Origin of the sequence: Nocardia sp. NPDC049190 (genome assembly GCF_040648115.1) — a bacterium.
GTDB lineage: Bacteria > Actinomycetota > Actinomycetes > Mycobacteriales > Mycobacteriaceae > Nocardia.
The window spans coordinates 104,749-127,292 of sequence record NZ_JBEZDE010000021.1 but is presented as its reverse complement, the minus strand read 5'-3'; the positions used below and the strand labels follow the sequence as shown (position 1 = coordinate 127,292).

Below are 22,544 nucleotides of genomic sequence, written 5' to 3'. Positions count from 1 at the left end.
CACGAAACACCCACAAAAAAGGGGCGAATCAGAAAAATCTGAAACCAGAGTCCGAAAACCCAGCAAAACAATCGCCAGCAAAAAGCTGACAAAAATATCCGACCCTCCACACGGGGAGCGAAAGGCCGGAACCAAAAAATTTGGCACTGACATTCATCGACACACTATTGAGTTCTCAAAGAACACACGCACACACATCCAACCCAGAAACAACCGGACCTTCAATGAGGCAACTTTTCAAGCTTAGCTCAGCCATTCACTCGAAAAAAATCGAGTTCTCGATCAAGCTAGTGTGATCGCCAGGCGCTCCTCGTCCTACCTCGTTTCCCGGTCCTCCTGCTCAGCGTTTCCGCTGGGCTTCTCGGCTCCGGGTCGGTGTCCGTGTCGCTCTGACTTGGAATAAGTTACGCGGCGGAAAAGGCTTCGTCAAATCGCCTGCGCAGCGCCCTATTTCGCAGGTCAGAGGAACGCGATCGGCGCGGAAGACGCCGCAATGGCGCAAATGTGATTCAAGCCACCAGAGATCGCGCCGCGACTTTCCCGGTGTTCGCCGAACGCGGGCGTAGTGATCCGACGCCACGACGATAGGACTGTGCCAGGTCGACTCGATAGGACGTCGACTCGAGGTAACACAGCACCACAACAGCGCGCCCAGCGCGCGTGGCCACCCTCCCATCGTGCACGCCCGGTTCGTCCGCGGACGATTGAGCAATGTGGCCCGGACGCGCCATGACCTACGTTGTGGACGAGCCGGACGTCGGATTGCACCCGCGCGATGGCGACCGAGTGGACAACCCGCTGATCCGTTGCGGGACACGAGTCGCACAACGCTGGTGGCAATGCACTACCCGGACGGCATCGCTGTTACTGATCGCGTGGACGATGAGCCCAGCGCGGAGGGATACGCGGGAAGGTCGTACTTCGAGGGACGGCGTACCACCTGTGGGTCTCGGAAACGGGTCTCGGAAACGGCCACCGCTGGTTGTCGCGGCGAAGGCAGCCGGTTGAGGGGAAACGCCAGAAGTCCGACCGTATGTCCGACCACCTCCGACGCGGACATAGAAGAGACGCGGCATAGTAGAGAAGAACCGCACTGCTTGCTTCCAGCGGACCCGCTCCGTGTGTAACCGGTGTGGCAGGTTCGGGCACACCGAAATACGCGCAGCGGCACCACGGCGAGTGCTGCGGCGTCATCATGAACCTATGGCGACGCGGGCGGCGGTTCGGGCAGGCGCATTCGTACAGATCTACAACCCGAGCGTCGGGGAACCGCACCCTTGGTATATCAACGACCACACGGTCGTTCGGGATCATGTCGGGCGATGGCATCTGTTCGGTATCACGCATGCCGAACCCGCGGACCCCTTCGATGAGATCGAATTCGCCCACGCCACCGCCCCGCGGCTGAGCGGTCCGTGGACCAAGCACGCGCCCGCGTTGCAGGTGGACCGGGACTACGGGGAAACCCATCTGTGGGCTCCGTACGTGCTCAGCGCGCGCCGGCGGTACTACATGTTCTACGCGGCAGGCGGCCACGACCGTACCGACGCGGCACTGAACCTGGCCACCTCCACCGACCTGTTCCAATGGACCAGGCAGCCGTCCGGACCGTTGTTCCACGACGGGTACGACGCCCGCGATCCGATGGTGGCGCGGGTAGGCGACCAGTGGGTGCTGTACTACTGCGCGACCAGCGCTTCGACCGGCGGACATCACGTCGTCGCGTATCGCACGAGCACCGACCTGAAACACTGGGGCGATCGGCACATCGCCTTCACCGATCCGACCGAGGGCACCGAAGCCGGCAATACCGAATCTCCGTTCGTGGTCCGGCAGGACGGCTGGTGGTATCTGTTCATAGGTCCCCGCCCGCACTATGTCGGCACCGATGTGTTCCGCAGCAACAACCCGTTCAACTTCCACATCGGCGACAAGATCGGCCACATCGCGGCGCACGCCGCCGAGGTGGTGCACGGCGAGGACCGCTGGTGGATCACCAGCGCGGGGTGGGGCCAGGGTGGGGTGCACCTGGCACCACTCACGTTTCCGCCTACGCGCGTCGCCAAAGCGGTTCCGCGGTAAGCGGTCCGGTACATCGAGCCCGGCTCGATTTCGCGATTCGCGCCATCGCACCCGGTCCCGGCTGGTATCTGTTGATCCAGTCGAACTCACCGAACCACCCATCTACGGGAGGGATCCGGAATGGCCCGTATCGGCGTTATCAGCATTTCCGATGGCCGCGACTATGTGCATGCGGGCATTGCCGACTTCATCGCGTCCACCGAGGACCGCCTCGTGGCCGCACTCACGGCGGCCGGGCACGAGGTGATCCGCGGTGCCGAGCCGGTCAGCGGCAACGCGCTGGCGAGCTCGGTGGCCCGCGCGGTCGCGGCGGCCGGAGTCGACCTGACCGTCCTGCACTATGCCGTCTGGGCGTTCCCGCACTTCACCATGCTCGCGGCCGGCGCGACACCCGGCCCGTTGCTGTTGCTGTCGAACATCGATCCCGTGCAGCCCGGCATGGTCGGCATGCTTGCCGCCGGCGGCGCACTGGATCAGATCGGCCGCAGACACAGCCGACTGTGGGGCGATCCCTCCGATCCCACGCTGATCGAGTCGATCGGCGTGCGAGCGCGGGCCGCCGCGGCCGTATCCAGTTTGCGTGGTGCGACATTCGGACGCTTCGGCGGACGACCGATGGGCATGAACACCGCGGTCGCCAATACCGACCAGTGGCAGCGACTCTTCGGCATCGACGTCGAGGAGATCGACCAGTGGGAGATCGTGCGGCGCGCCGAACTGGCCGACGCCGCCGAGACGAAGGCCGCGCGGGAGTGGCTGGAGCGGTATACCGCCGGCGTGCACTACGACAACGCGAAGCTCACGCCGGAGCTGCTGGAACGTCAGATCCGTTCGTATCTCGCGGTGCGCGAGTTGATCGCCGAGTGGCGGCTGGATTTCTCCGGCATCAAGGGGCAGCCCGAACTCACCCAGTACTTCGCCACGATGGACGTCACGGAGGCATTCCTCAACGATCCCTATGACTGGAACGGGCCGAAGCAGCCACACGTCTGCGCCACCGAGGCGGACATGGACGGCGCGCTCACCATGCAATTGCTCAAGCAGATCGCCGGCACTCCGGTGCTGTTCGCCGACGTCCGGCACTATCACGCCGATCGCGACATCTGGGACCTGTGCAACTCCGGCCAGCACGCCACCTGGTTCGCCGCGCGCAGTGTGGACCCGGCGGAGAACCTGGCGAAGGTGCACCTGTATCCCGAGGTGTTCTTCTTTCCCGCTGGCGGCGCCTCGGTGCACCACGTGGCCGCGCCGGGGCAGATGACTCTCGCGCGGCTCACCCGAATCGACGGCGACTACCGGATGCAGCTGATGCTCGGTGAATTCGAAGACTACGACCAGCAAACAAACGAAGCGCTGATGAAACAGTCCACCTGGGAGTGGCCGCACGCGTTCGCGCGGCTGGACGCGCGCGCGGAGGATTTCCTGTCCCGTTTCGGCGCCAACCACATCCACGCCGTGCCCGGCGATCATCGGGCCGTCGTGCGCGAAACGTGCGATCTGCTCGACATCACGCTGGACGAATTCACCCGGTGACCATGTTCCTCGGCGTCGACATCGGAACCGCCAGTTCCAAGGGCGTGCTCACCACGGCGGACGGCTCGATCGTCGCCATAGCCGAACGGGTGCACGGCGTTTCCAGGCCGCGTCCGGGGTGGGTGGAACACGACGCGGAAGCGGTCTGGTGGGCCGACTTCGTCGCGCTCACCCGGGACCTGGTGCGCGCGGCCGACGGCGCGGCGCTCGACGGACTCGCGGTGTCCGGCATCGGCCCATGTCTGCTGCCCGCCGACGCCGAGGGCAGGCCGCTGCGCCCGGCCATCCTTTACGGAGTGGATACCCGGGCGAGTGCCGAAATCGCCGAACTGAAGGACGAATTCGGCGAGCAGGCAGTTCTCGAGCGGGCCGGATCGCCGCTCACCAGCCAAGCCGTCGGCCCGAAGGCGCGTTGGCTGGCTCGGCACGAACCGGAGGTCGCGGCGCGCACGGCGATGCTGTTGATGGCGAGTTCTTTTCTGGTACACCGCCTCACCGGACGATATGTGCTGGACCATCAGTCCGCCAGCCAGTGCGTGCCGCTCTACGACCTGCGCGGACGCGCCTGGGCCACGGACTGGGCCGAACGGGTGGCGCCGGGTTGGGCATTGCCGGATCTGGCTTGGCCGACCGAGATCGTCGGGCGCGTCACCCCGGACGCGGCGGCCGTCACCGGACTCCCGGCGGGGTTGCCGGTCACCACCGGGACGATTGATGCGTGGGCGGAGGCAGCCAGCGTCGGTGTCCGCGCACCGGGCGACGCGATGATCATGTACGGCAGCACCCTGTTCCTGGTGCAGGTGCTCACCGATCCGCGTCCACATCCCGGGCTGTGGGGCACCTGCGGCACCTGGCCCGACACCTACACGCTCGCCGCGGGGATGGCCACTTCGGGGGCGGTCACCGACTGGCTACGCGAGCTGGTCGGCGGCGAGTTCGCCGATCTGGTCGCCGCTGCCGCCGAGGTGCCCGCGGGTAGCCGGGGCCTGCTCGCGCTGCCCTACTTCGCCGGTGAGCGCACTCCCCTCTTCGATCCGGATGCCAGAGGCATCCTCGCGGGCCTGACCCTCGGGCACGGCCGCGCCGAGCTGTATCGCGCGGTGCTGGAAGGCATCGCCTACGGAGTCCGGCACAATCTGGCGGCGATGACCGAGGCAGGTGGTCGCGCCGGGCGGTTGGTCGCGGTAGGCGGCGGCACCAAGGGCGGCCTGTGGACCCGGATCGTCTCCGACGTCACCGGTCTGCCGCAACAGCTGCCCGCCGAGACGATCGGCGCCTGCCTCGGCGACGCCTTACTCGCAGCCGAAGCCGCAGGTGTCGACACGTCCACGTGGAATCCCGTCATCGACACCGTGGAGCCTTACTCCGAGCACACCGCGAGATACGAGCCCTATTACCAGCACTATCGCGACCTCTACCAGCGCACGGCCGATATCGCGCATTTCCTCGCGACCGAACAACATCGCGCCGGCGCTGTTTCCTGATTCCGATCGTTCATGCGAAGATGCAGGGTTAATTTGTCGGACACAATACGAGGATTTCATGCCCACAGTCACCCTGACCCAGCAGAACTTCGACGCCGTCGTCGCATCCAATCCCATCGTGCTCGTGGATTGGTGGGCAACGTGGTGTGGGCCCTGCAAGTATTTCGCCCCGGTGTATGACGCATCGTCAGACCGGCATCCGGAGATCGTGCACGGGAAGGTCGATGTCGACGCCGAGGTCACGTTGACTACCGCCGCGCGGGTCACCCAGTACCCGACGCTGATGGCGTTCCGCGAGGGCATGCTGGTGTACTCGCAAGCCGGCGCCTTGGCCGCGGACGCACTCGAAGACCTGGTGCAGCAGATTCGGTGGCTGGACATGGACCAGGTCCGCCGGGAAGTCGCCAGGCAGTCCGATACCCAGCAGCTCGCTACGACGGCCGCATCTGCGTCCGGGTCCGGTGGTTCGGACAGGAAGGCCGGGCCCGCCCCCCAGCCCCGCTACGGGTGGCCCGGATTGTGACGACACCGGGCGCGGACCTGTGGCGGCTGGACGGCGCGCGGACCAGATCGATCAGCGCCGAGAATCCCACAGGCGCTCCCGGCGCGGGGGCACGGGCGACCGACGGTACCGGTGCACACGCGGCACGGCTGCTCGGCAGCGGCTGGAAAGTATCGCCCTCGATCGCCCTCGCCGACGGTGAAACCGCGACGCTGGCAGACGTTTCCGGCCCCGGAGTGTTCCGGCACTTCTGGCTGACGACGGAGCGTACCGCTCTGTGTGCGCTGACGCTGCGCATGTACTGGGATGACGAGCCGATGCCCGCAATAGACCTTCCGCTCGGCAATTTCTTCTGCAACGGGTGGGGTGAGTTGGCACTGTTGAGTTCGGAAATGGTGGTCGTCGCCCCGGCCGGCGGACTGAACAGCTACTGGCCCATGCCGTTTCGACACCGCGCGCGAATCACGCTGGAAAACCGCTGCGGGCAGACCGTTCCGGTCTACTACCAGGCCACTTACACCGAAGAGGACCTACCGGACTCCATCGGTTACCTGCACACACGCTGGTCGCGTACGCCCCGGTTGGGCACGCCGGCCGTGCACACGATTCTCGACACGGTCTCGGGTCGAGGCCGCTATGTCGGCACTTACCTCGCCATTCGCCCCGGGGCGCCGGGATGGTGGGGTGAAGGCGAAGTGAAGTTCTATCTGGACGGTGACACCGCGCATCCGACGATCTGCGGCACAGGCACCGAGGACTATTTCGGTGGCGCGTGGAATTTCGACCTCGACGGGACATATCGGACCTATTCCACGTCGTATCTCGGGCTGCATCAGGTGCTGCCGCCGACGGAGATCTATCGACCGGATCAGCGCTTCGGGATGTATCGCTGGCACGTGCGCGATCCGATCTGTTTCGACCGCGATCTGCGCGTCACCGTGCAGGCGCTCGGATGGCAGGACGCCGGAGCATATCTTCCGCTCACGGACGCCGCTATCGCGACTACCGCATGGTGGTATCAGTCCTGATCGAAGGAATCCGCCGGATTCGGTTCCGCACCGTCCGGCGCCATCAGTTCGTCGGCACGCGCCAGCGCCGCGTCCATGCTCGCGGTCAGGTCGTCCAGCGCCGACAGGCCATCCAGTACCGTCATGCCGTCCAGCAGTCCGGTGAGATCGTCGCGCACAGCCCGGAGTTCGGCGATTTCCGGATCGACCGGGAACCACGCCACCGCGGTGTGCCACCACGGATCGTCGGACAGCCAAGCCCACAGCACGTCGCGTACCAGTACCGGGTCGGAAGTGTACAGCTGAAAGGACGCGGTCGACCCGGCCCGATGCTCCAGTTCGTAGACACCGTCGGCCAGTAGACGGGTCCGGATGTGGTGCAGGTCGCCGCGGCTGAGTTCGAGAAGGGGGCAGTGCGGATCGAGTGGTTCGTCGAGCAGATCGCCGAGCACCGCCTCGGTCAGTTCGGACAACGAGGTCCTGTCCCCCGCACGGATGCGCACGTCGGCGGAGTCGCGTGGAGGGGTGCTCACCGGGCCTATTCTGCCCGATGTCCTCGAATACCCGGAATATGGCGAGCGGACGGCGCCTCGGGGTGCATGGTGTTGATATGCGCGCAGGAGCGAAGGCGACGACTCGGCGATCCTCGGTGCTGGAGGTGCCCGACCGGATCCCGATGTCCGGTTCCGTGCTGGTCGGGTTCGAGGGTGTCCGGACTCGTGGAAGGGATCCCGGTGTCGTCGACAAGGAGTCCGCGCCGACTCCGACCCCGATCGGGTCCGGCCACGAGTTCGCGCCCATCGGCGCGTCGACCTCAGGCGCTACACCAGTGCGAACACCCGACAATCCGTCGCTGCCGCATGGCGGCGACGACTGTGGTGCGATCAGGCGAGGCGAGCGCCGGAGCACGACCGACGATCCGGGCCTGGACGTATGACGACAGTCGCGGGAGTGGACAGCTCGACGCAGTCCTGCAAGGTCATCGTCTGCGACGCGGACAGCGGCGAGATCCTGCGCCGCGGGCAGGCAGCGCATCCTGGTGGGACAGAGGTCGCGCCCAGCGCGTGGTGGGATGCGTTGTGCACGGCAAGCGCCGGATTGCTCGACGGCGTCGACGCGATCGCCGTCGCCGGGCAGCAGCACGGGCTGGTCGCCTTGGACGCCGAGGGAACCACGGTTCGAGATGCGCTGCTATGGAACGATATCCGCTCCGCCGCCGCGGCCGAGGACCTGATCACCGAGTTGGGCGGACCGCAGGCCTGGACCGACGCGGTCGGCAGTGTGCCGGTGGCCGCACTGACCATCGCCAAATTGCGCTGGATGGCAGACCATGAGCCTGACCTCGCCGACCGGACCGCGCACGTGCTGCTGCCGCACGATTACCTCACCTGGCGGCTGCGTGGCGGCGAATCGGGGTACGTGCCCGAACCGACCACCGATCGCGGCGACGCGTCAGGGACCGGCTACTGGTCGCCCGGCACCGGCGGTTATCGCGACGACCTGCTCGCCTTGGGTTTTCGCGGACGCACGCCCGCACTCCCCCGAGTCCTCGGCCCGGCCGATGCGGCGGGGCGGACACCCTCGGGCATGCTGGTCGCCGCGGGGACGGGCGACAATGCCGGGGCCGCACTCGGTCTCGATATCGCGGCGGGCGACGTAGTGGTCTCGCTCGGCACCAGCGGAACGGCCTTCGCCCGGACCGACCACGCCTGCGCGGATCCCGGCGGCGCGGTGGCTGGGTTCGCGGACGCGACCGGCGCGTTTCTCCCGTTGGTTTGCACGCTCAATGCCGCCCGCGTCCTGACTTCCACCGCGGATCTACTCGGCGTGGACTCGGCCGCCTTGGAAGCACTCGCCACCCAGGCGCCGCCAGGCGCCGATGGTGTCGTCTTGATCCCCTACCTGTGCGGTGAGCGCACGCCCAACCTCCCGCATACCGCGGGAAGCCTGCACGGGTTGCGGCCGGATGCCATGCGTCCCGCGACCATCGCACGCGCCGCGTTCGAGGGCATGCTGTGCAACCTGGCCGATGCGCTCGACCGTCTCGGCGACGTCGTCGCGGCGCCGCGACGCGTCCTGCTCATCGGCGGCGCCGCTCGATCACCGCTGGTCGCCGACATCGCTGCCCAGATCTTCCGGGTCGAGGTGACGGTCCCCGAGCCGAACGAGTACGTCGCGCTCGGCGCCGCCCGGCAGGCTGCCTGGGCACTCCAGGGTGGGGCCGAGCCACCCGCCTGGCACCCGCGCACCGTCGCGGACATCGCCACACCCTCCGACGACACGATCGGACGGCGGATCCGAGCCGAGTACCGGAAGGCACGCCTGGCCCTCTACGGATGACCGCCGTCTCGGCCGGCTTCGGGTAGGTCCGCTTGTCCAGGCGGCTCGCGGTTCGCGTGGTTGCGCAGCACCGCGCCACGCACCGGAGAACCCTCGCGGACCGGTGCACCGATGAATTTCGGCGTCGAATGACGTCTGCTGTCCAGAGGCGGGGGATCACCCCGGGTCGAGGAGAGGAATCATGACCGATACCGAGGTGCGGACAGCAGTGAGGGCGGAGCGCACCGAGCTCGCGGACCTTTTGTCCGGACTCGATGCCGCGAGCTGGGATGCATCGACGCTGTGTGCGGGCTGGCGCGTACGTGAAGTGGTCGCACACATCACTATGCCGTATCGCGTGTCGGGTCCGCGCTTCGTGCTGGGCATGGTCAAGGCGCTGGGCAACTTCAATCGGATGGCCGATCGCAGCGCACGCGACGATGCCGCGGCGCTCACCAGCGAAGACCTGGTGACGTCGTTGCGGGACAATATCGACCACCCGTGGAAGCCGCCGGGCGGCGGATTCACCGGCGCGTTGAGCCACGACGTCATCCACGGCTTGGACATCACGGTGGCACTCGGACTGGATCGCTCGGTGCCGCAGGATCGGATGCGCCTGGTGCTCGACGCGGTGAATCCCAAGACTGTCAAGTTCTTCGGCGTCGATCTCGAGGGCATCGAGTTGCGCGCCGATGATCTGGACTTCAGCTACGGGTCCGGCGCGGTGCTGTCGGGTTCGGCTCAGGATCTACTGCTCGTGCTGTGCGGTCGCAGACTGCCACAAGGGCACCTCGGCGGGGCACCAGCGGCGCGGTTCACCATTCCCGGTTGAGTATGCGTAGCTGCCGCTGCGTAGGTCGGGGCGCACGTTCGCCGGCGTATCAGCGCCCTGGTCGACCTGTACGGACGACGGATCAGTGGACAGTGGGATCAGTTCGCCGCCTCGTCTCGACGTGCCGCCTCGAGCAGGGAGTCCAGCAACCCGGGAAATCGGGCGTCGAGATCCTCGCGACGTAGTGACAGCAACAGCTCTCTGCCGGATGGTCGCTGCCAAATGACCCCGGCGTCTCTCAGAACCCGCCAGTGATGGGTCAGGTTCGACTTGGCCACCTCCGGCAGGACCGACCCACATCGCCGCTCGGACCCGTCCGCGAGTACTCGCACGATGCGTAGTCGTAGCGGGTTGCCGAGGGCAGTGAGCACATTGGCCAACTGGATCCGAGTCCGCTCGGGATGCGCGGTGATCACGGCATCCAAAATAGCTCTACAGTTGAATTGTACGTATGTATTCGTACTATCCAACTTTGCAGGTCATACCGTGGGTGTCGGCAATTCTCGATTCGACAAGGTCGTGCTCATCACCGGAGGCACCAGCGGCATGGGACTGGCCACCGCACGCAGATTGTTCGGCAAAGGTGCGCAGGTGATCATCACCGGACGCGACAAAGCGCGACTCGCCACCGCGGTCACAGATCTGGCGGCGGCAATCGGGTCGCGGCGATTCCGGGAGACGTGGCGAGTCCGGACGACCTCGATCACCTGGCAGCCGCGATCCGGGATCGATGCGGACGTGTGGACGTGGTCTTCGCCAGTGCTGGGATCGCCGCGTTTCAACCGACCGGCGACATCACCGAGGAAGAGTTCGACCGCGTGGTGGGCATCAACTTCAAAGGCGTCTTCTTCACCGTTCAGATCCCGCCACGCCACACGCCGGTGATCGCTCGACAACTCAGGTGCGGTGTCGCATGCCACGCTCACCGCCGGACCGGCTCGGAGGGACGATTCGGCCACGGCCACCCGAACCCTCCGGGGCTGCGGACGCCGCACACCGCGGTCGCGAATCAATCGCCGACCAGCGCCGGGGTCAACTCGTCGAGACCCGAGATCACTCGGGCGGCCAAGGCCAAGGCATCGGGCGCGGGTGGGTACTCCGGTCTCGGGGCCGCGATGACGCGCATTCCAGCGGCGTGGGCCGAGCGCAGGCCGTTGCTCGAATCCTCGATCGCGGCACACTCGTCGGCCTGTTTGCGCAGGAACGTCGCGACCTCGGTGTAGACGTCGGGTGCGGGCTTGCCGCGGTCGACCTCCTCGGTGGAGAACGTGACGGTGAAGAACTCGATCAGACCGGTCCGGCCGAGTACCGCATCGATCAGCCGGCGCGGCGACGAACTGGCCAGACCTAGCGGCCACCGCTCGCTCATCCGCTGCACCGCCTCGACGGCGCCGGGCAGCAGCGGGACCGCCTCCGCATAGTGCTCGGACATCCGATCGATCACCTCCCGCGCCACCGTCTGCGCCGGCTCGCGGACCCCGAGCTCACCACTGAGGTACTCCGACCATTCCTGGGTGCTCATGCCCATCAGCCGCTGCTGGGTGTCGGGCAGCCACTGCCCGCCCTTCTCCGCGACATAGGCGCGCCGCACCCGCTCCCATACCGGCTCGGAGTCGAGCAGAACTCCGTCCATGTCGAACACGACCGCCGTGATACCCATGCGCACAAAGCCTTTCGCCAGCCGAACCGGTCAGGTGCCGATACGGACCGATGCTCGACTCGGCCCGCTGCCCCTCCGGTAGCGCACCCGGGAGGCGAGTGTGTTGATCGCGCCCAAGCCTAGGGGAAGCAGCTCCGGTCGGCGGGACCTCCACACCCGCCCGGCGAGCATCGGACCGGCGACCTATAACTTGTTCCTATGAACGAACAGCAGGCCGGCGCACTGCCGAACCAGGAACACCACGAGGGCGGGTTCCGGCCGATGGCCGAGCTGGTCGCCGCGCACGAGGCCGCGCGGGACGTCGACATCACTCGCGGTGGACCGCACTACGGCGAGTTCATCGAGCAGATTCGCGGCCTGATGGACCGGGCCCGGCTGGCCTGTCCGTCCGACGAGCTGGCGGTGCAGGCGATCGGTGTACTGAAGGAGCTGAACGACCGGCTCGACGACGCAGTGGTGGACGAGTGGTCGACCCCCACCTGGACCCGGTTCGACCTGCCCGCACGCGGCAACATCACGTTGCCGCCGTTCTTCATCGACCACGTGGATCGCGACGGCGTCGACGCCCGCGTCACCTTCCGCACCTTCCATCTCGGCGGGAACAACGCCGCCCACGGCGGTCAGATCGCCATCGGCTTCGACGATCTACTCGGCATGGCCGCCGCCGTCCACGCTGGCGCGGTGACCAGAACCGCCTCGCTCACCATCGACTACCGTTCGATCACCCCGTTGAACACCGAGTTGACGGTGCGCGCCTGGGCCGAACGGCAAGAAGGGCGAAAGGTATACGTCCGCGCCACGTTGCACCACTGCGAGCGTCTGTGCGCCGAAGCCCATGGTTTGTTCATCGTGCTCCAGCCCGGGCAGCCGTGACCTGTCGCGGGCGCTGACAGGTTGAGCGCTGACACCTACGCGCACACGGATCGCGGATCGCGCCGAGCGTGAACGCTGACGGCGCACGGCACCGTGTCAGCGGGAGAGAATTCCTTTCCGCCGGACGAGAATGGCGCGCGCTGCACGCGCGCACGTCACGCGCAATTGGGTAGCCCCTGCGCGAAAAGCGGTGTAGAACAGCACTTTCGCGACTCGACCCAGCGAGAAATGCGCGCGATGGGTGGCTGCGCGGGGTGTCATGGCGGGGCAGCCCCGGACGCGGCGATCGTCTCGAACGACCGGCGCGCACCGTCCGATCACCGCCCTGGGAAGTGCGCTTCCCGGTAGGCACCGAACCGAGCGTCCACCTGATCGGCGGTCAGCCCGAAATCGGCGAGGGTGTATCGGTGCGCCGGACGCGCTGCCCCCGACGTGCTCTGCGCGTGCAACGCCGCCATCGCCGAGATCGCTTGCTCGGTCCACGGCAGCCCGAAATACCGGTAGATCGACTCGACCGTACCGATCGGATCGCTGACGAAATCGTCGTAGTCGATGTCGCAGAACTGGGCAGGATTGTGCCGTTTGCGGTCCAGCAGGAAGTGGTCCGCGCCGCGCGCCCACAGATCCAGCTGCGTCGCACCGACGACCGGTCCGCGGAACTTCTCCGACCAGCCCGCCGACGCTTGCTCGTTCAGGCTGCAGACCGAGGCGATGATGGTCCGTGGATCGCGGTGCATCTGGATGATCAACGCGTCCGGATAGACCTCGAAGAGAGCGTCGAGTGCGAACAGATGGCTCGGATTCTTCAGCACCCACCGCTTTCCGGCCTCCGGCACGCCGATCAGCTGCAGGTTACGCCGATGCCTTCGATATGCGGGTGCCCAGTCCCGGCCGCGCAACCACGCGGAGTAGCCGGGCAGATAGGCCAGGCATTCGTAGGACACCGACATGGCCGATTGCCGCAGCAACTGCCAGCACTCCTCCACTTGATCGGCCGAGATGTGGTGCACACCCATGAATTCCGGGTGCTCGACGTGATGTTGTTCGTAGGCGGCCGCCAGACGCTGATACACCGGGTTGCTCGTCCAGGTGTCGCGTGGTGGGCGCGGCTGCGGCATCTCGGTGAGCCACATCTCGAGCCCTTGGTGCGCCGGGTCGGCGTTGAGCAGCCGGTGCACCGCCGTCGTGCCCGAGCGCGGCAAGCCGGTCACGAAGATCGGCCGTTCGATCGGCACATCGGCGTGTTCCGGAAAACGCCGCCAGGCCGATTCGCTGAGCAGCCGCGCGATCAGCGCGCCGCGCAGGAAAGCGCGATGCACCTTGTTACCGAGCGGTGTGAGCTCCGCGTCGTCGGCATACGACTCGAGCAGCACCCCGAGCCCGTCGCGGTAGTCGTCGGCCCCGAAGTCGTTCAGTCCGACGACCTTGGTCGCTGACGCGTGCAGATCGTCGATGGTCCCGACGTCGTCTCTTCCGATCACGTTTCATCTCCTCGGTGTCGGTGCGGGACACCCGCACCCGGTCGGGATCGTCAGCGCTGTGCGAAGGTGACTCACGATGATCGAGTGCCCCGGACCTGGTCCGATACCAGCGACCATGACCACTTTGTCCCGCACCGAGTTCAACCGAGCATCCTCTCCGCGACCGCGACCTGCCGCGCCGCGATCCGCGCGCGCCATTGCCGGGGTGTGACGCGCGCCTGGTCATAGAACGGCACTCGCTCGGGTAGGTCGTCGACCGACACCACCTCTACAGTCGGACCGTCGTCAGGTTTCATGTCTCTGGACAGCCGCTGCCAGCGCAACTGCAGGTATCCCCGGGCGTGCCCGGTGCGTTCGATCCAGTTGGCCAGACCGGGGTCACGCTCGCTGACCACGAGGCGGATCAATCCGTCCCGGTCCACGTGTGCCTGGTCCGCGGTGAGGCTGGTCTGGTGGTTGATGTAGTCCAGCGACAGATACCACATGCTGCCGAGCTGGAACCCCTGGTACGGCGCGTCGGATTTCGGCACCGTGATGATCATCGCCTGGTCGTCGTCCAACTCGTAGTGGCCGACCGAGGAGAACTGCGTAGTGAGCCCACCCGGCGTGGAACGCGGCTCGGTCATCGTGTTGACCGGCAAGTTCAGATAGAACCATTCCGGGAAGGCCAGAAAGGTCTGCAGCCGCGCCACCAGCATTTTGCCCGCCACGCCGTACCGCTTGGTGAGCATGTCCATGGTCGGCGGCGGCGGGGTCTCGCCGATCCGGTCGATCCGCTGGATACGGAGGGCGCCCCGCTTCTCGGTCGACCAATCGCTGTGCACCTCGCGGACTACCAGCATCGCCGCGTCGGGGCCCAAGTGCACGTAGCCGGGACGCGCCGGGCCGGGACCGAATCGGAGTTCATAGCGCCCGTCGGAGCCGATCTCCAGCTCGCGGTCGTCGAAGGCGGTGAGGCTGTCGGGCACGTCCACCGGCGAGTAGTCGCCGTTGAGCACCTGAAAGCTCAGGTCCCGCGTGCTGCCGCGCGTGCCGATCACGACGTACTCCGCCTCCGGCCGCAGGTAGGCATGGAAATACAGGGTGTCGGGATTGTCCAGCCCCACCTTCGTGTACGGCCCGGTGGACTGCACGAAGAATGGGAAGTCCCGCTCATAGGCCCACGCCATCTGCAGCGAGGCGCGGATGCTGCCCGCCAGATAGTCATAGCCCTCGATGAGGTCCTGTTCGGTGCGGATATGCCTGGCTTCGGTGATGATCTGCTCGGCGGCGGCGATGGCGTCCGCGAACGGCTGTGTCAGCAAGAGGCTTCTCCAGTGTTCCAAATATGTACCACTCTGGTACATTTCATCTGAGGAAAGATTAGAACGCGTTCTAGGAGTGGTCAATGGTCGGCCGTCGGTCCGCACCCACCGCGCGAGTGGTTCAAGTACTCGATTTCTTCGTCGAGCATCGCGGCAAACGTTTCAGGCTCTCCGAGCTGGCTCGGGCGCTCGACCTGGCGAAACCGACCTGCCTGGGCATCCTCACCGAACTGACCGCAGGTGGCTACCTGGTGCGCGACGCCCACACGCTCAGCTACGGCCTCGGTCCCGCACTGATCGCCGCGGGCCGGGCAGCACAGGACAGCTTCACCATCTCGGCACTCGCCCGGGTCGAACTGGAGAAACTCACCGACCGCTACCGCACGACCTGCACCGCGTCGGCCGTGATCGGTGAGCAGATCATGGTGCTGGAAAGCACCGGGCCGGGCCCGGTCAAGGTCGGGACCACGTACCACTTCGCCCCACCGGTCGGCCTGATGTACGTGCTCTGGGACACCGATGCGGCCTTCGACGCCTGGTTGGCAAAGCCGCCCGCAGTGCCCTTGCAACAGGATGAAGCCCGATTACGCCAGGTCGTCGCCGAGTGCCGCGAGCGCGGATTCCTGGTGGAGAGCACCACCGCGGCCGGTCGCCGGTTGTATTCGCTCCTGGCCGGCGTCGCCGACCGCGATCTGCCCGACGAGCTTCGCGAACTGGTCGGCGAGCTGGTCACAAGCCTCGGCGAGCGGGTCTATCTCGGTGCGGATCTGCGTCCACGCAAAGAACACGCGGTGAGCCTGCTCGCCGCGCCGACTTATCGCGGCGACGGCAGGCAGAACATGGTGCTCACCATGCACGTCGGTGCGTCGATCACCGGCGCCGACATCGCGCGCCGAGGTGCGGCCCTGGTCGCCGCGGCCGATGCGGTGACGGCGAGCTCCGGTGGGCACAAACCATTGACCTATGACCGAAACGTGTTCTAATTTTGCGGTGTGAGCCAGTATGTGAAGTCGACGGACGGCAGCTACGAGCTACCTCACCTGGGCGCGCTCGAGGCCGAGTCGGCGCACATATTCCGGGAAGTAGCAGCGACATTCGAACGCCCGGTGTTGTTGTTCTCCGGCGGCAAGGATTCGGTGGTGATGCTGCACCTGGCGGCTAAAGCATTCTGGCCCGCGCCGCCGCCGTTCCCGGTGCTGCACATCGACACCGGGCACAATTTCGACGAGGTCATCACCTACCGCGACCAGACGGTCGCGCGCTTGGGACTGCGCCTCGTGGTCGGGCGAGTACAGGACGACATCGACGCCGGCCGGGTGGTCGAGGCGACCGGCCCGCGTACCTCCCGCAACCGCCTGCAGACCACTACCCTGCTGCGCTCGATCCAGGAGGGCTCCTTCGACGCGGTCTTCGGTGGGGCACGCCGCGATGAGGAGAAGGCCCGCGCCAAGGAGCGGGTCTTCAGCTTCCGCGACGAGTACGGCCAGTGGGATCCACGCAGCCAACGCCCCGAGTTGTGGCACCTCTACAACGGCAGACACCGGGCGGGTGAGCATATCCGGGTATTCCCGCTGTCGAACTGGACCGAGCTGGACATCTGGAGCTACGTCGCCGCCGAGGGCATCGAGCTCCCCCCGCTGTACTACGCACATCGCAGGCCGGTGGTCCAACGCGACGGAATGCTGTTGGCCTACACCCGCTTTCTGGAACTCCTCGACGGCGAACAACCCTACGACGCCACCGTTCGGTTCCGGACCGTCGGCGACGCGACCTGTACCGGCTGCGTCGAATCCACTGCGGCCACCCCGGGCGAGGTGGTGGCCGAGGTCGCGACGGCGCGCGTCACCGAGCGCGGCGCCACCCGCGCCGACGACCGTATCTCCGAGGCAGGCATGGAAGACCGGAAGCGAGAAGGCTACTTCTGATGACGACCACACTGTTGCGCCTGGCCACCGCGGGCAGCGTCGACGACGGCAAGTCCACCCTGATCGGTCGTCTGCTGTTCGACTCCAAGACCCTCTTCACCGATCAGCTCGCCGCGGTGGAGCGCACCAGCCGCGAGCGCGGCGACGACTATCCGAACCTGGCACTGCTGACCGATGGACTGCGCGCCGAACGCGAACAGGGCATCACCATCGATGTCGCGCATCGCTATTTCACCACGCCGAGAAGAAAATTCATCATCGCCGACACCCCGGGACACATCCAATACACCCGCAACATGGTGACCGGCGCCTCCACCGCCGATGTCGCGCTCATCCTGGTGGACGCCCGCAAGGGCGTGGTGGAGCAGACCCGCCGCCACGCGTTCCTCGCGAGCCTGCTCGGCATCCCGCACCTGGTGCTCTGCGTGAACAAAATGGACCTGGTCGGTTGGTCGCAGGATCGGTTCGAGCAGATCCGGTCGGAATTCGCCCGGTTCGCCTCCAAGCTGGACGTCTCCGACCTGGCGTTCGTGCCGGTGTCGGCGCTGCACGGCGATAACGTCGTGCACCGCGGTGCGAGCATGCCGTGGTATGAGGGCACTCCCCTGCTGCACCATCTCGAAGAGGTGCACATCGCCTCGGATCGCAACCTGATCGATGCACGTTTTCCGGTGCAGTACGTGACGCGCAGGCACGCTCAGGATTTCCGCGGCTATGCCGGAACCGTGGCGGGCGGGGTATTCAAGCCGGGCGACGAAGTAACCGTGCTACCTTCGGGATTCACCACGACAGTCGAGGCGATCTGGGGGCCGGGTGGCACACCGGTCGGGGAAGCCTTTCCTCCGCAGGCGGTCACGATCCAGCTCGCCGACGATCTCGACATCTCCCGCGGCGATCTGATCTGCCGCCCGAACAACCGTCCATTCGCGGGCCGTGACCTCGACGCGATGGTGTGCTGGTTCGCCGAGGACGCCCAGCTCACGCCGGGCGCCACGTACACCATCCGGCACACCACGCGCGCGGTGACCGCCGAGATCCACACCCTGGACTACCGACTCGACGTCAACACACTGCATCGCGACGAAGACGCGGAGTCGTTGTCGCTCAACGAGATCGGTCGAGTCCAACTCCGTACACGACGACCACTGCTGTTCGACCCGTATCGCCGCAATCGCGCTACTGGCAGCTTCATCCTCGTCGACGACGCCACCAACAACACCGTCGCCGCGGGCATGATCACCGGTCCGAGCCTGCCCTCCTCCCGGGTGGTCTGGCATGCCACCGCAGTCGAGCGCGACGAGCGCGCCACACGCGGACTGACGGTCTGGCTGACGGGGCTGTCCGGCTCCGGCAAGTCCACGGTCGCCGTGGAATTGGAGCGCAGATTGGTAGCGGCCGGGCGGCCGGCGTTCCTGCTCGACGGCGACAACCTCAGGCACGGGCTCAACGCCGATCTCGGGTTCAGCGCGACGGATCGCGGGGAGAACGTCCGGCGCGTCGGCGAGGTGGCCAGGCTGTTCGGCGAAGCCGGTGTGGTGGCGGTGGTCTCGCTGATCAGTCCCTATCGCGCCGACCGGGACCGGGTGCGGGCACTACACGAGGCGGCGGGGCTGCCGTTCCTCGAAGTCTTCGTCGACACCCCGTTGACGGTGTGCGAAGCCCGCGATCCCAAAGGCATGTACGCCAAGGCGCGCGCGGGTGAGGTTCGCAATTTCACCGGAATCGACGATCCCTACGAGGCGCCGACGAATGCGGACATCGTCTTGCGCCCCGACCACGGCGACCCCGCGTCGATGGCCGCGACCATTATCGCCCGGCTGACCCGATTGGACTGAGCCCGGCGGACGGAAGACCTCGTCGTCACCGAACGGGAACCCCGGCCGGGGAACGCCGACGTCATATTGTCGGGGCGATGACGACCGACAGACTCCGATGGGATGGGAAAGCCACGTTGGGGTGGAAGGAGGTGCGGTGTTCCGACGCAAGGCGCAGGCCCGGCACCTCGGAAGCCAACGCGCGCAACGCGACGCCCGCCTCCAATCTGGCTAACGCTGCCCCGACACAGTAGTGGACACCGTAGCCGAACGACAGATGCTCCTTGGCTGTCAAGCGTCGCGGGTCGAATGTGTCGGGCTCCGGGAACACCGCGGCATCACGGTTGGCGGCGCCGATCAACAGTAGGCAGCGTGCGCCGGCCGGTATGGTGGTCGACCCGACGGTAACCTCCTTGGTGGTCACGCGCAGCCAGCCGTCGATCGCCGGGCCGAATCGGAGTGTTTCCTCCACGAACGCGGAGACGTCGTCGGGATTGCGCACCAGGTGGTTCCAGCGGTCCGGGACCGAGAGCGCCTGATCGAGTCCGTGCGTGAGTAGTCCAGCGGTGGTTTCGTGCCCGGCGACCAAGAGGTTGAAGGCAAGACTGGCGACCTCGTCCAAGGTCAGCGTGGCGTCGTCTCCATCGCGGTAGCGCAGGGCCCGGCTCACGAAATCGGTACCCGTGCCCGCGTGCGGGAGTCGACCGGTCACCAGGCTGCGGCAGTATCGCCAGAATTCCAACAGCCCCTGCGCCAGCTCCACTTGCTGCCGCGGAGTGGGGAAGCCCCAGATGAGGGCGATCTGTCCATCGGACCAGCGCTTGATCCGCGGGATGTCCGCGGCCGGCACGCCCAGGATGTCGACAATTACCAATAGCGGGAGCACGGCGGTGAACTCGGGGATGAGATCCACGGTCTGCCCGGTCCGCTCGACCAGGCGGGAGACCAATTCGGTGACGCGGTGTTCCACGATCTGCCCGTACTGCTCGGCCGCCGCTTTCGCGGTCGTGCCGAAGGCCGCCCGCAGCGCCTTACGGGTGCGCGGGTGGACCGGAGCGTCCGCGGCAGCCGTGGTCGGTGGCGCCTCGATCTGCGCCACCACCTGTAATGCCTCCGGGCACATGTCGTACACGGGGGCGAGGGTCGATGCGTTGGCGAAGGTCTCACTGTCGCCGAAGATCTCCCGAACCTCACGGTATCCGGTGATCAGCCACATTCCGAGGTCGTCGGCATAATGAACGGTGCGCGCGGAATCCAGCAGTGCACGCCAGACGGACGCGGCATCGGTGCGGTACGAACCGTCGAATGCACCCAGGTCCATATTTCCTCCGGGCCAGCTCACTTCTCCTACGGTGATCCAAGAGTCAACCGTGCGCCCAGTGTATGAACCGAGTGATCGTCGTGTGGGGTGAATACGAACACCAGTGCACGACTTACCCTTCGGAGATGTGCGGCAGTTCGATGTCCGACGCAATCCGACCAACTCTCTCCGCCTCAACTCGAGCGATGCCGTCTCGAGTTTTCACGTGCAGACAGAACACACACGATTCTCGCCGCCGCCGACGCGGGTGCGTCGCCGCGGCGGCGTATCGACCAGCCGCATGACCGCGCTGCCGGACAAGGTCCGCGATCTCTGTTTCCGCCGACACCGACGGGGCGGCACGTAGACGCGTCGGATGCCGAAACCAACGCCTCCGTTGCCGCTGCGTAGGCGCGAACCGCACCTCGGTGACTTCGGCCACGACAGCGCCGTCGTCCACCAGCACCCGACGCATCACGCCGATTCGAGTCGGCCGCCGAGCGCGGAAGAAACTTCATGGATGCCGCCCCCCGCGGCCTGCTCGACTCGGAGGACCGAATTACCGACCACCACTTTCCGTAAGATACAGTGGATTATATTTGTCTCGAAAGGACGGGCTGATGCGGTCGACCTTGCTGTCCCGGCGCGATCTCGATTTCCTGCTGTACGAGTGGCTGGACGTCGAGCAGCTCACCGAACGTGAGCGGTTCGCCGAGCACTCACGGGAGACCTTCGACGCCGTGCTCGAACTCAGCGAGCAGCTCGCCACCAAGTATTTCGCGCCGCACAACAAACTCAACGACGCCAACGAGCCGACCTTCGACGGCGAACGCGTCACCATCATCCCCGAGGTGAGCACAGCGCTGACGGCATTCGCCGACGCAGGGCTCCCCTCGGCCGCGATGGATTACGAACTGGGCGGTGCGCAGTTGCCCGCGACCGTCACCCAGGCGAGCTACGCCTGGTTCCAGGCCGCCAACCCGGGCACCGCCGGCTACCCGTTCCTCACCGTGGCCAACGCGAATCTGCTTGTCGCCCATGGTAATCCAGAGCACATAGCGAGGTTCGTCCGCCCCATGCTCGCGGGGCGCTACTTCGGCACCATGTGCCTGTCCGAGCCGCAGGCGGGTTCCTCGCTGGCCGACATCGTCACCCGCGCCGAGCCGCAGGACGACGGCACCCATCGGCTGTTCGGCACCAAGATGTGGATCTCGGGCGGCGATCACGAACTCGGCGAGAACATCGTGCACCTCGTGCTCGCCAAGATCCCCGGCGGACCCGCGGGCACCAAGGGCATCTCATTGTTCGTGGTGCCGCGGTTCCTGGTCGGCGCCGACGGCGCGATCGGCGAGCGCAACGACGTGGCACTGGCCGGACTCAACCACAAGATGGGCTTCCGCGGCACGGTGAACACCGTCCTGAACTTCGGCGAGGGGCGCTGGACGCCCGGCGGCGCCGCCGGCGCCATCGGCTATCTGGTCGGCGAACCGCATCGTGGGCTGACCTACATGTTCCACATGATGAACGAGGCGCGGATCGGCGTCGGCCTGGTCGCCACGGCGCTCGGCTACACCGGGTACCTCGAGTCGCTCGACTACGCGCGCACCCGCCCGCAGGGGCGAGCGAAGCTGCCCGCCGACCCCGACGGGCCGCAGCGGCCGATCATCGAGCACGCCGATGTGCGGCGAATGCTTCTGGCGCAGAAAACTTATGCGGAAGGCGCGCTGGCGCTGGTGCTCTACTGCGCACGGCTGGTCGACGAACAGCACACCGCGGCCAGCGAAAACGACCGGCGCGCGACGACCCTCCTGCTCGACATCCTGACGCCGATCGCGAAGAGTTGGCCCTCGCAGTGGTGCCTGGAGGCGAACAGCTTGGCCATCCAGGTACTCGGCGGCTACGGCTACACCCGCGAGTACAACGTCGAGCAGCACTACCGGGACAATCGGCTCAACCCGATCCACGAAGGCACGCACGGCATCCAGGGTCTGGATCTGCTGGGGCGCAAGGTGACCCAGCATGGCGGTGCCAGCCTGCGCGCGCTGGACGGGCGAGTCCGGGCAACAGTCGCCGCCGCGCGCGCGGCGGGTGACGAAGCGGCGGCGCTCGCGGCCGATCTGGATTCGGCTTGGCAGCGTCTGGTCGAGGTGACCGCGAGCATGTTCGCCACCGGCGACCTCGAGGCCGCACTGGCCAACAGCTCGGTGTACCTGGAGACGTTCGGGCACACCGTGCTGGCGTGGATCTGGCTCCAGCAATTCCTTGCCGCCGCCGATCGGGCCGGCGACTTCTACGACGGCAAGCGGCACGCGGCGCGGTACTTCTTTCGTTTCGAATTACCCAAGACCGCACCAGCACTCGACCTGCTCGCACGCATGGATACGACTACCCTGCAGATGCGGGACGCCTGGTTCTGACCAGGAGCACC

20 protein-coding genes and 1 pseudogene are annotated in these 22,544 nt (G+C 66.5%); 15 read left to right on the top strand and 6 right to left on the bottom strand.

Annotated features, from left to right (window positions below; translation table 11 throughout):
• From AB0B25_RS19610 to AB0B25_RS19585, 6 genes are all read left to right on the top strand, one after another.
• Positions 1-247 (top strand): hypothetical protein (locus tag AB0B25_RS19610; protein ID WP_357181223.1); only part of this gene is annotated, 247 nt, incomplete at its 5' end.
• Between the two features lie 956 nt (positions 248-1,203).
• On the top strand, positions 1,204-2,082 hold the full coding sequence (locus AB0B25_RS19605) for a glycosyl hydrolase family 32 (RefSeq protein ID WP_357181221.1): 879 nt from the start codon (positions 1,204-1,206) through the stop codon (positions 2,080-2,082).
• A 120-nt stretch (positions 2,083-2,202) separates the two neighbouring features.
• Positions 2,203-3,615: an L-fucose/L-arabinose isomerase family protein gene (locus tag AB0B25_RS19600; protein ID WP_357181219.1), complete on the top strand. Its 1,413-nt coding sequence runs from the start codon at positions 2,203-2,205 to the stop codon at positions 3,613-3,615.
• A 2-nt stretch (positions 3,616-3,617) separates the two neighbouring features.
• Positions 3,618-5,099, top strand: a complete 1,482-nt coding sequence (locus tag AB0B25_RS19595; RefSeq protein WP_357181229.1) for an FGGY-family carbohydrate kinase — start codon at positions 3,618-3,620, stop codon at positions 5,097-5,099.
• A gap of 58 nt (positions 5,100-5,157) precedes the next feature.
• The gene (locus AB0B25_RS19590) at positions 5,158-5,622 is read left to right on the top strand and encodes a thioredoxin domain-containing protein (protein ID WP_357181216.1); all 465 of its coding nucleotides are present in this window, start codon (positions 5,158-5,160) and stop codon (positions 5,620-5,622) included.
• On the top strand, positions 5,619-6,629 hold the full coding sequence (locus tag AB0B25_RS19585; RefSeq protein WP_357181213.1) for a glycoside hydrolase family 172 protein: 1,011 nt from the start codon (positions 5,619-5,621) through the stop codon (positions 6,627-6,629). Before AB0B25_RS19590 ends, AB0B25_RS19585 begins: the two co-directional genes overlap by 4 nt.
• Here AB0B25_RS19585 and AB0B25_RS19580 read toward each other — a convergent pair.
• Positions 6,620-7,141: a hypothetical protein gene (locus AB0B25_RS19580; protein WP_357181211.1), complete on the bottom strand. Its 522-nt coding sequence runs from the start codon at positions 7,139-7,141 to the stop codon at positions 6,620-6,622. The two genes, AB0B25_RS19585 and AB0B25_RS19580, sit on opposite strands and share 10 nt — an antisense overlap.
• Before the next feature lie 77 nt (positions 7,142-7,218).
• On the opposite strand from AB0B25_RS19580, the gene AB0B25_RS19575 reads away from it, so the two are divergent.
• The 3 genes from AB0B25_RS19575 to AB0B25_RS19565 all read left to right on the top strand — a co-directional run bounded on the left by AB0B25_RS19575 (position 7,219) and on the right by AB0B25_RS19565 (position 9,759).
• Positions 7,219-7,545, top strand: coding sequence for a hypothetical protein (locus tag AB0B25_RS19575; RefSeq protein WP_357181209.1), 327 nt, complete (start codon positions 7,219-7,221; stop codon positions 7,543-7,545).
• A complete protein-coding gene (xylB, locus tag AB0B25_RS19570) occupies positions 7,542-8,948 on the top strand; it encodes a xylulokinase (protein WP_357181206.1) in 1,407 nt (468 codons plus the stop codon). Before AB0B25_RS19575 ends, xylB begins: the two co-directional genes overlap by 4 nt.
• A 181-nt stretch (positions 8,949-9,129) precedes the next feature.
• Entirely contained in the window at positions 9,130-9,759 is a 630-nt protein-coding gene (locus AB0B25_RS19565) for a maleylpyruvate isomerase family mycothiol-dependent enzyme (RefSeq protein ID WP_357181203.1), read from the top strand.
• A gap of 98 nt (positions 9,760-9,857) precedes the next feature.
• Here AB0B25_RS19565 and AB0B25_RS19560 read toward each other — a convergent pair whose 3' ends face one another.
• Entirely contained in the window at positions 9,858-10,175 is a 318-nt protein-coding gene (locus AB0B25_RS19560) for a helix-turn-helix domain-containing protein (protein WP_357181200.1), read from the bottom strand.
• On the opposite strand from AB0B25_RS19560, the pseudogene AB0B25_RS19555 reads away from it, so the two are divergent.
• Positions 10,093-10,559, top strand: a pseudogene (locus AB0B25_RS19555) (SDR family NAD(P)-dependent oxidoreductase); the annotation flags it as partial. The gene AB0B25_RS19560 and the pseudogene AB0B25_RS19555 sit on opposite strands and share 83 nt — an antisense overlap.
• Positions 10,560-10,768: 209 nt before the next feature.
• Here AB0B25_RS19555 and AB0B25_RS19550 read toward each other — a convergent pair.
• Positions 10,769-11,419 (bottom strand): HAD family phosphatase, encoded by a 651-nt coding sequence (locus AB0B25_RS19550; protein WP_357181197.1) that lies wholly within the window; start codon positions 11,417-11,419, stop codon positions 10,769-10,771.
• A 198-nt stretch (positions 11,420-11,617) separates the two neighbouring features.
• Here AB0B25_RS19550 and AB0B25_RS19545 point away from each other — a divergent pair, with 198 nt between their 5' ends.
• Positions 11,618-12,292, top strand: coding sequence for a PaaI family thioesterase (locus AB0B25_RS19545; RefSeq protein WP_357181194.1), 675 nt, complete (start codon positions 11,618-11,620; stop codon positions 12,290-12,292).
• 317 nt (positions 12,293-12,609) lie between these two features.
• Here AB0B25_RS19545 and AB0B25_RS19540 read toward each other — a convergent pair whose 3' ends face one another.
• Positions 12,610-13,773: a sulfotransferase gene (locus AB0B25_RS19540; protein WP_357181191.1), complete on the bottom strand. Its 1,164-nt coding sequence runs from the start codon at positions 13,771-13,773 to the stop codon at positions 12,610-12,612.
• A 140-nt stretch (positions 13,774-13,913) separates the two neighbouring features.
• Positions 13,914-15,077, bottom strand: coding sequence for a hypothetical protein (locus AB0B25_RS19535; RefSeq protein WP_357181188.1), 1,164 nt, complete (start codon positions 15,075-15,077; stop codon positions 13,914-13,916).
• A gap of 83 nt (positions 15,078-15,160) precedes the next feature.
• Between AB0B25_RS19535 and AB0B25_RS19530 the strand changes: the two genes are divergently transcribed.
• Genes AB0B25_RS19530 through cysC form a run of 3 tightly spaced genes read left to right on the top strand, consistent with a single transcriptional unit; the run spans position 15,161 to position 18,837 of the window.
• On the top strand, positions 15,161-16,060 hold the full coding sequence (locus AB0B25_RS19530; protein WP_357181186.1) for a helix-turn-helix domain-containing protein: 900 nt from the start codon (positions 15,161-15,163) through the stop codon (positions 16,058-16,060).
• Between the two features lie 9 nt (positions 16,061-16,069).
• A complete protein-coding gene (gene cysD, locus AB0B25_RS19525) occupies positions 16,070-17,002 on the top strand; it encodes a sulfate adenylyltransferase subunit CysD (protein WP_357181183.1) in 933 nt (310 codons plus the stop codon).
• Positions 17,002-18,837 (top strand): adenylyl-sulfate kinase, encoded by a 1,836-nt coding sequence (gene cysC, locus AB0B25_RS19520; protein WP_357181181.1) that lies wholly within the window; start codon positions 17,002-17,004, stop codon positions 18,835-18,837. The genes cysD and cysC overlap by 1 nt, the downstream gene beginning before the upstream one ends.
• A gap of 61 nt (positions 18,838-18,898) precedes the next feature.
• Here cysC and AB0B25_RS19515 read toward each other — a convergent pair whose 3' ends face one another.
• A complete protein-coding gene (locus AB0B25_RS19515; RefSeq protein WP_357181178.1) occupies positions 18,899-20,137 on the bottom strand; it encodes a cytochrome P450 in 1,239 nt (412 codons plus the stop codon).
• A gap of 599 nt (positions 20,138-20,736) precedes the next feature.
• Here AB0B25_RS19515 and AB0B25_RS19510 point away from each other — a divergent pair.
• Entirely contained in the window at positions 20,737-22,533 is a 1,797-nt protein-coding gene (locus AB0B25_RS19510; protein WP_357181175.1) for an acyl-CoA dehydrogenase, read from the top strand.
• Positions 22,534-22,544 lie beyond the last annotated feature (11 nt).

Coding starts and splice junctions, on each gene's coding strand:
- AB0B25_RS19605 (WP_357181221.1), top strand. CDS start 1,204: ATGGCGACGCGGGCGGCGGTTCGGGCAGGCGCATTCGTACAGATCTAC.
- AB0B25_RS19600 (WP_357181219.1), top strand. CDS start 2,203: ATGGCCCGTATCGGCGTTATCAGCATTTCCGATGGCCGCGACTATGTG.
- AB0B25_RS19595 (WP_357181229.1), top strand. CDS start 3,618: ATGTTCCTCGGCGTCGACATCGGAACCGCCAGTTCCAAGGGCGTGCTC.
- AB0B25_RS19590 (WP_357181216.1), top strand. CDS start 5,158: ATGCCCACAGTCACCCTGACCCAGCAGAACTTCGACGCCGTCGTCGCA.
- AB0B25_RS19575 (WP_357181209.1), top strand. CDS start 7,219: ATGCGCGCAGGAGCGAAGGCGACGACTCGGCGATCCTCGGTGCTGGAG.
- xylB (WP_357181206.1), top strand. CDS start 7,542: ATGACGACAGTCGCGGGAGTGGACAGCTCGACGCAGTCCTGCAAGGTC.
- AB0B25_RS19565 (WP_357181203.1), top strand. CDS start 9,130: ATGACCGATACCGAGGTGCGGACAGCAGTGAGGGCGGAGCGCACCGAG.
- AB0B25_RS19550 (WP_357181197.1), bottom strand. CDS start 11,419: ATGGGTATCACGGCGGTCGTGTTCGACATGGACGGAGTTCTGCTCGAC.
- AB0B25_RS19545 (WP_357181194.1), top strand. CDS start 11,618: ATGAACGAACAGCAGGCCGGCGCACTGCCGAACCAGGAACACCACGAG.
- AB0B25_RS19530 (WP_357181186.1), top strand. CDS start 15,161: ATGGTCGGCCGTCGGTCCGCACCCACCGCGCGAGTGGTTCAAGTACTC.
- cysC (WP_357181181.1), top strand. CDS start 17,002: ATGACGACCACACTGTTGCGCCTGGCCACCGCGGGCAGCGTCGACGAC.
- AB0B25_RS19515 (WP_357181178.1), bottom strand. CDS start 20,137: ATGGACCTGGGTGCATTCGACGGTTCGTACCGCACCGATGCCGCGTCC.
- AB0B25_RS19510 (WP_357181175.1), top strand. CDS start 20,737: ATGCGGTCGACCTTGCTGTCCCGGCGCGATCTCGATTTCCTGCTGTAC.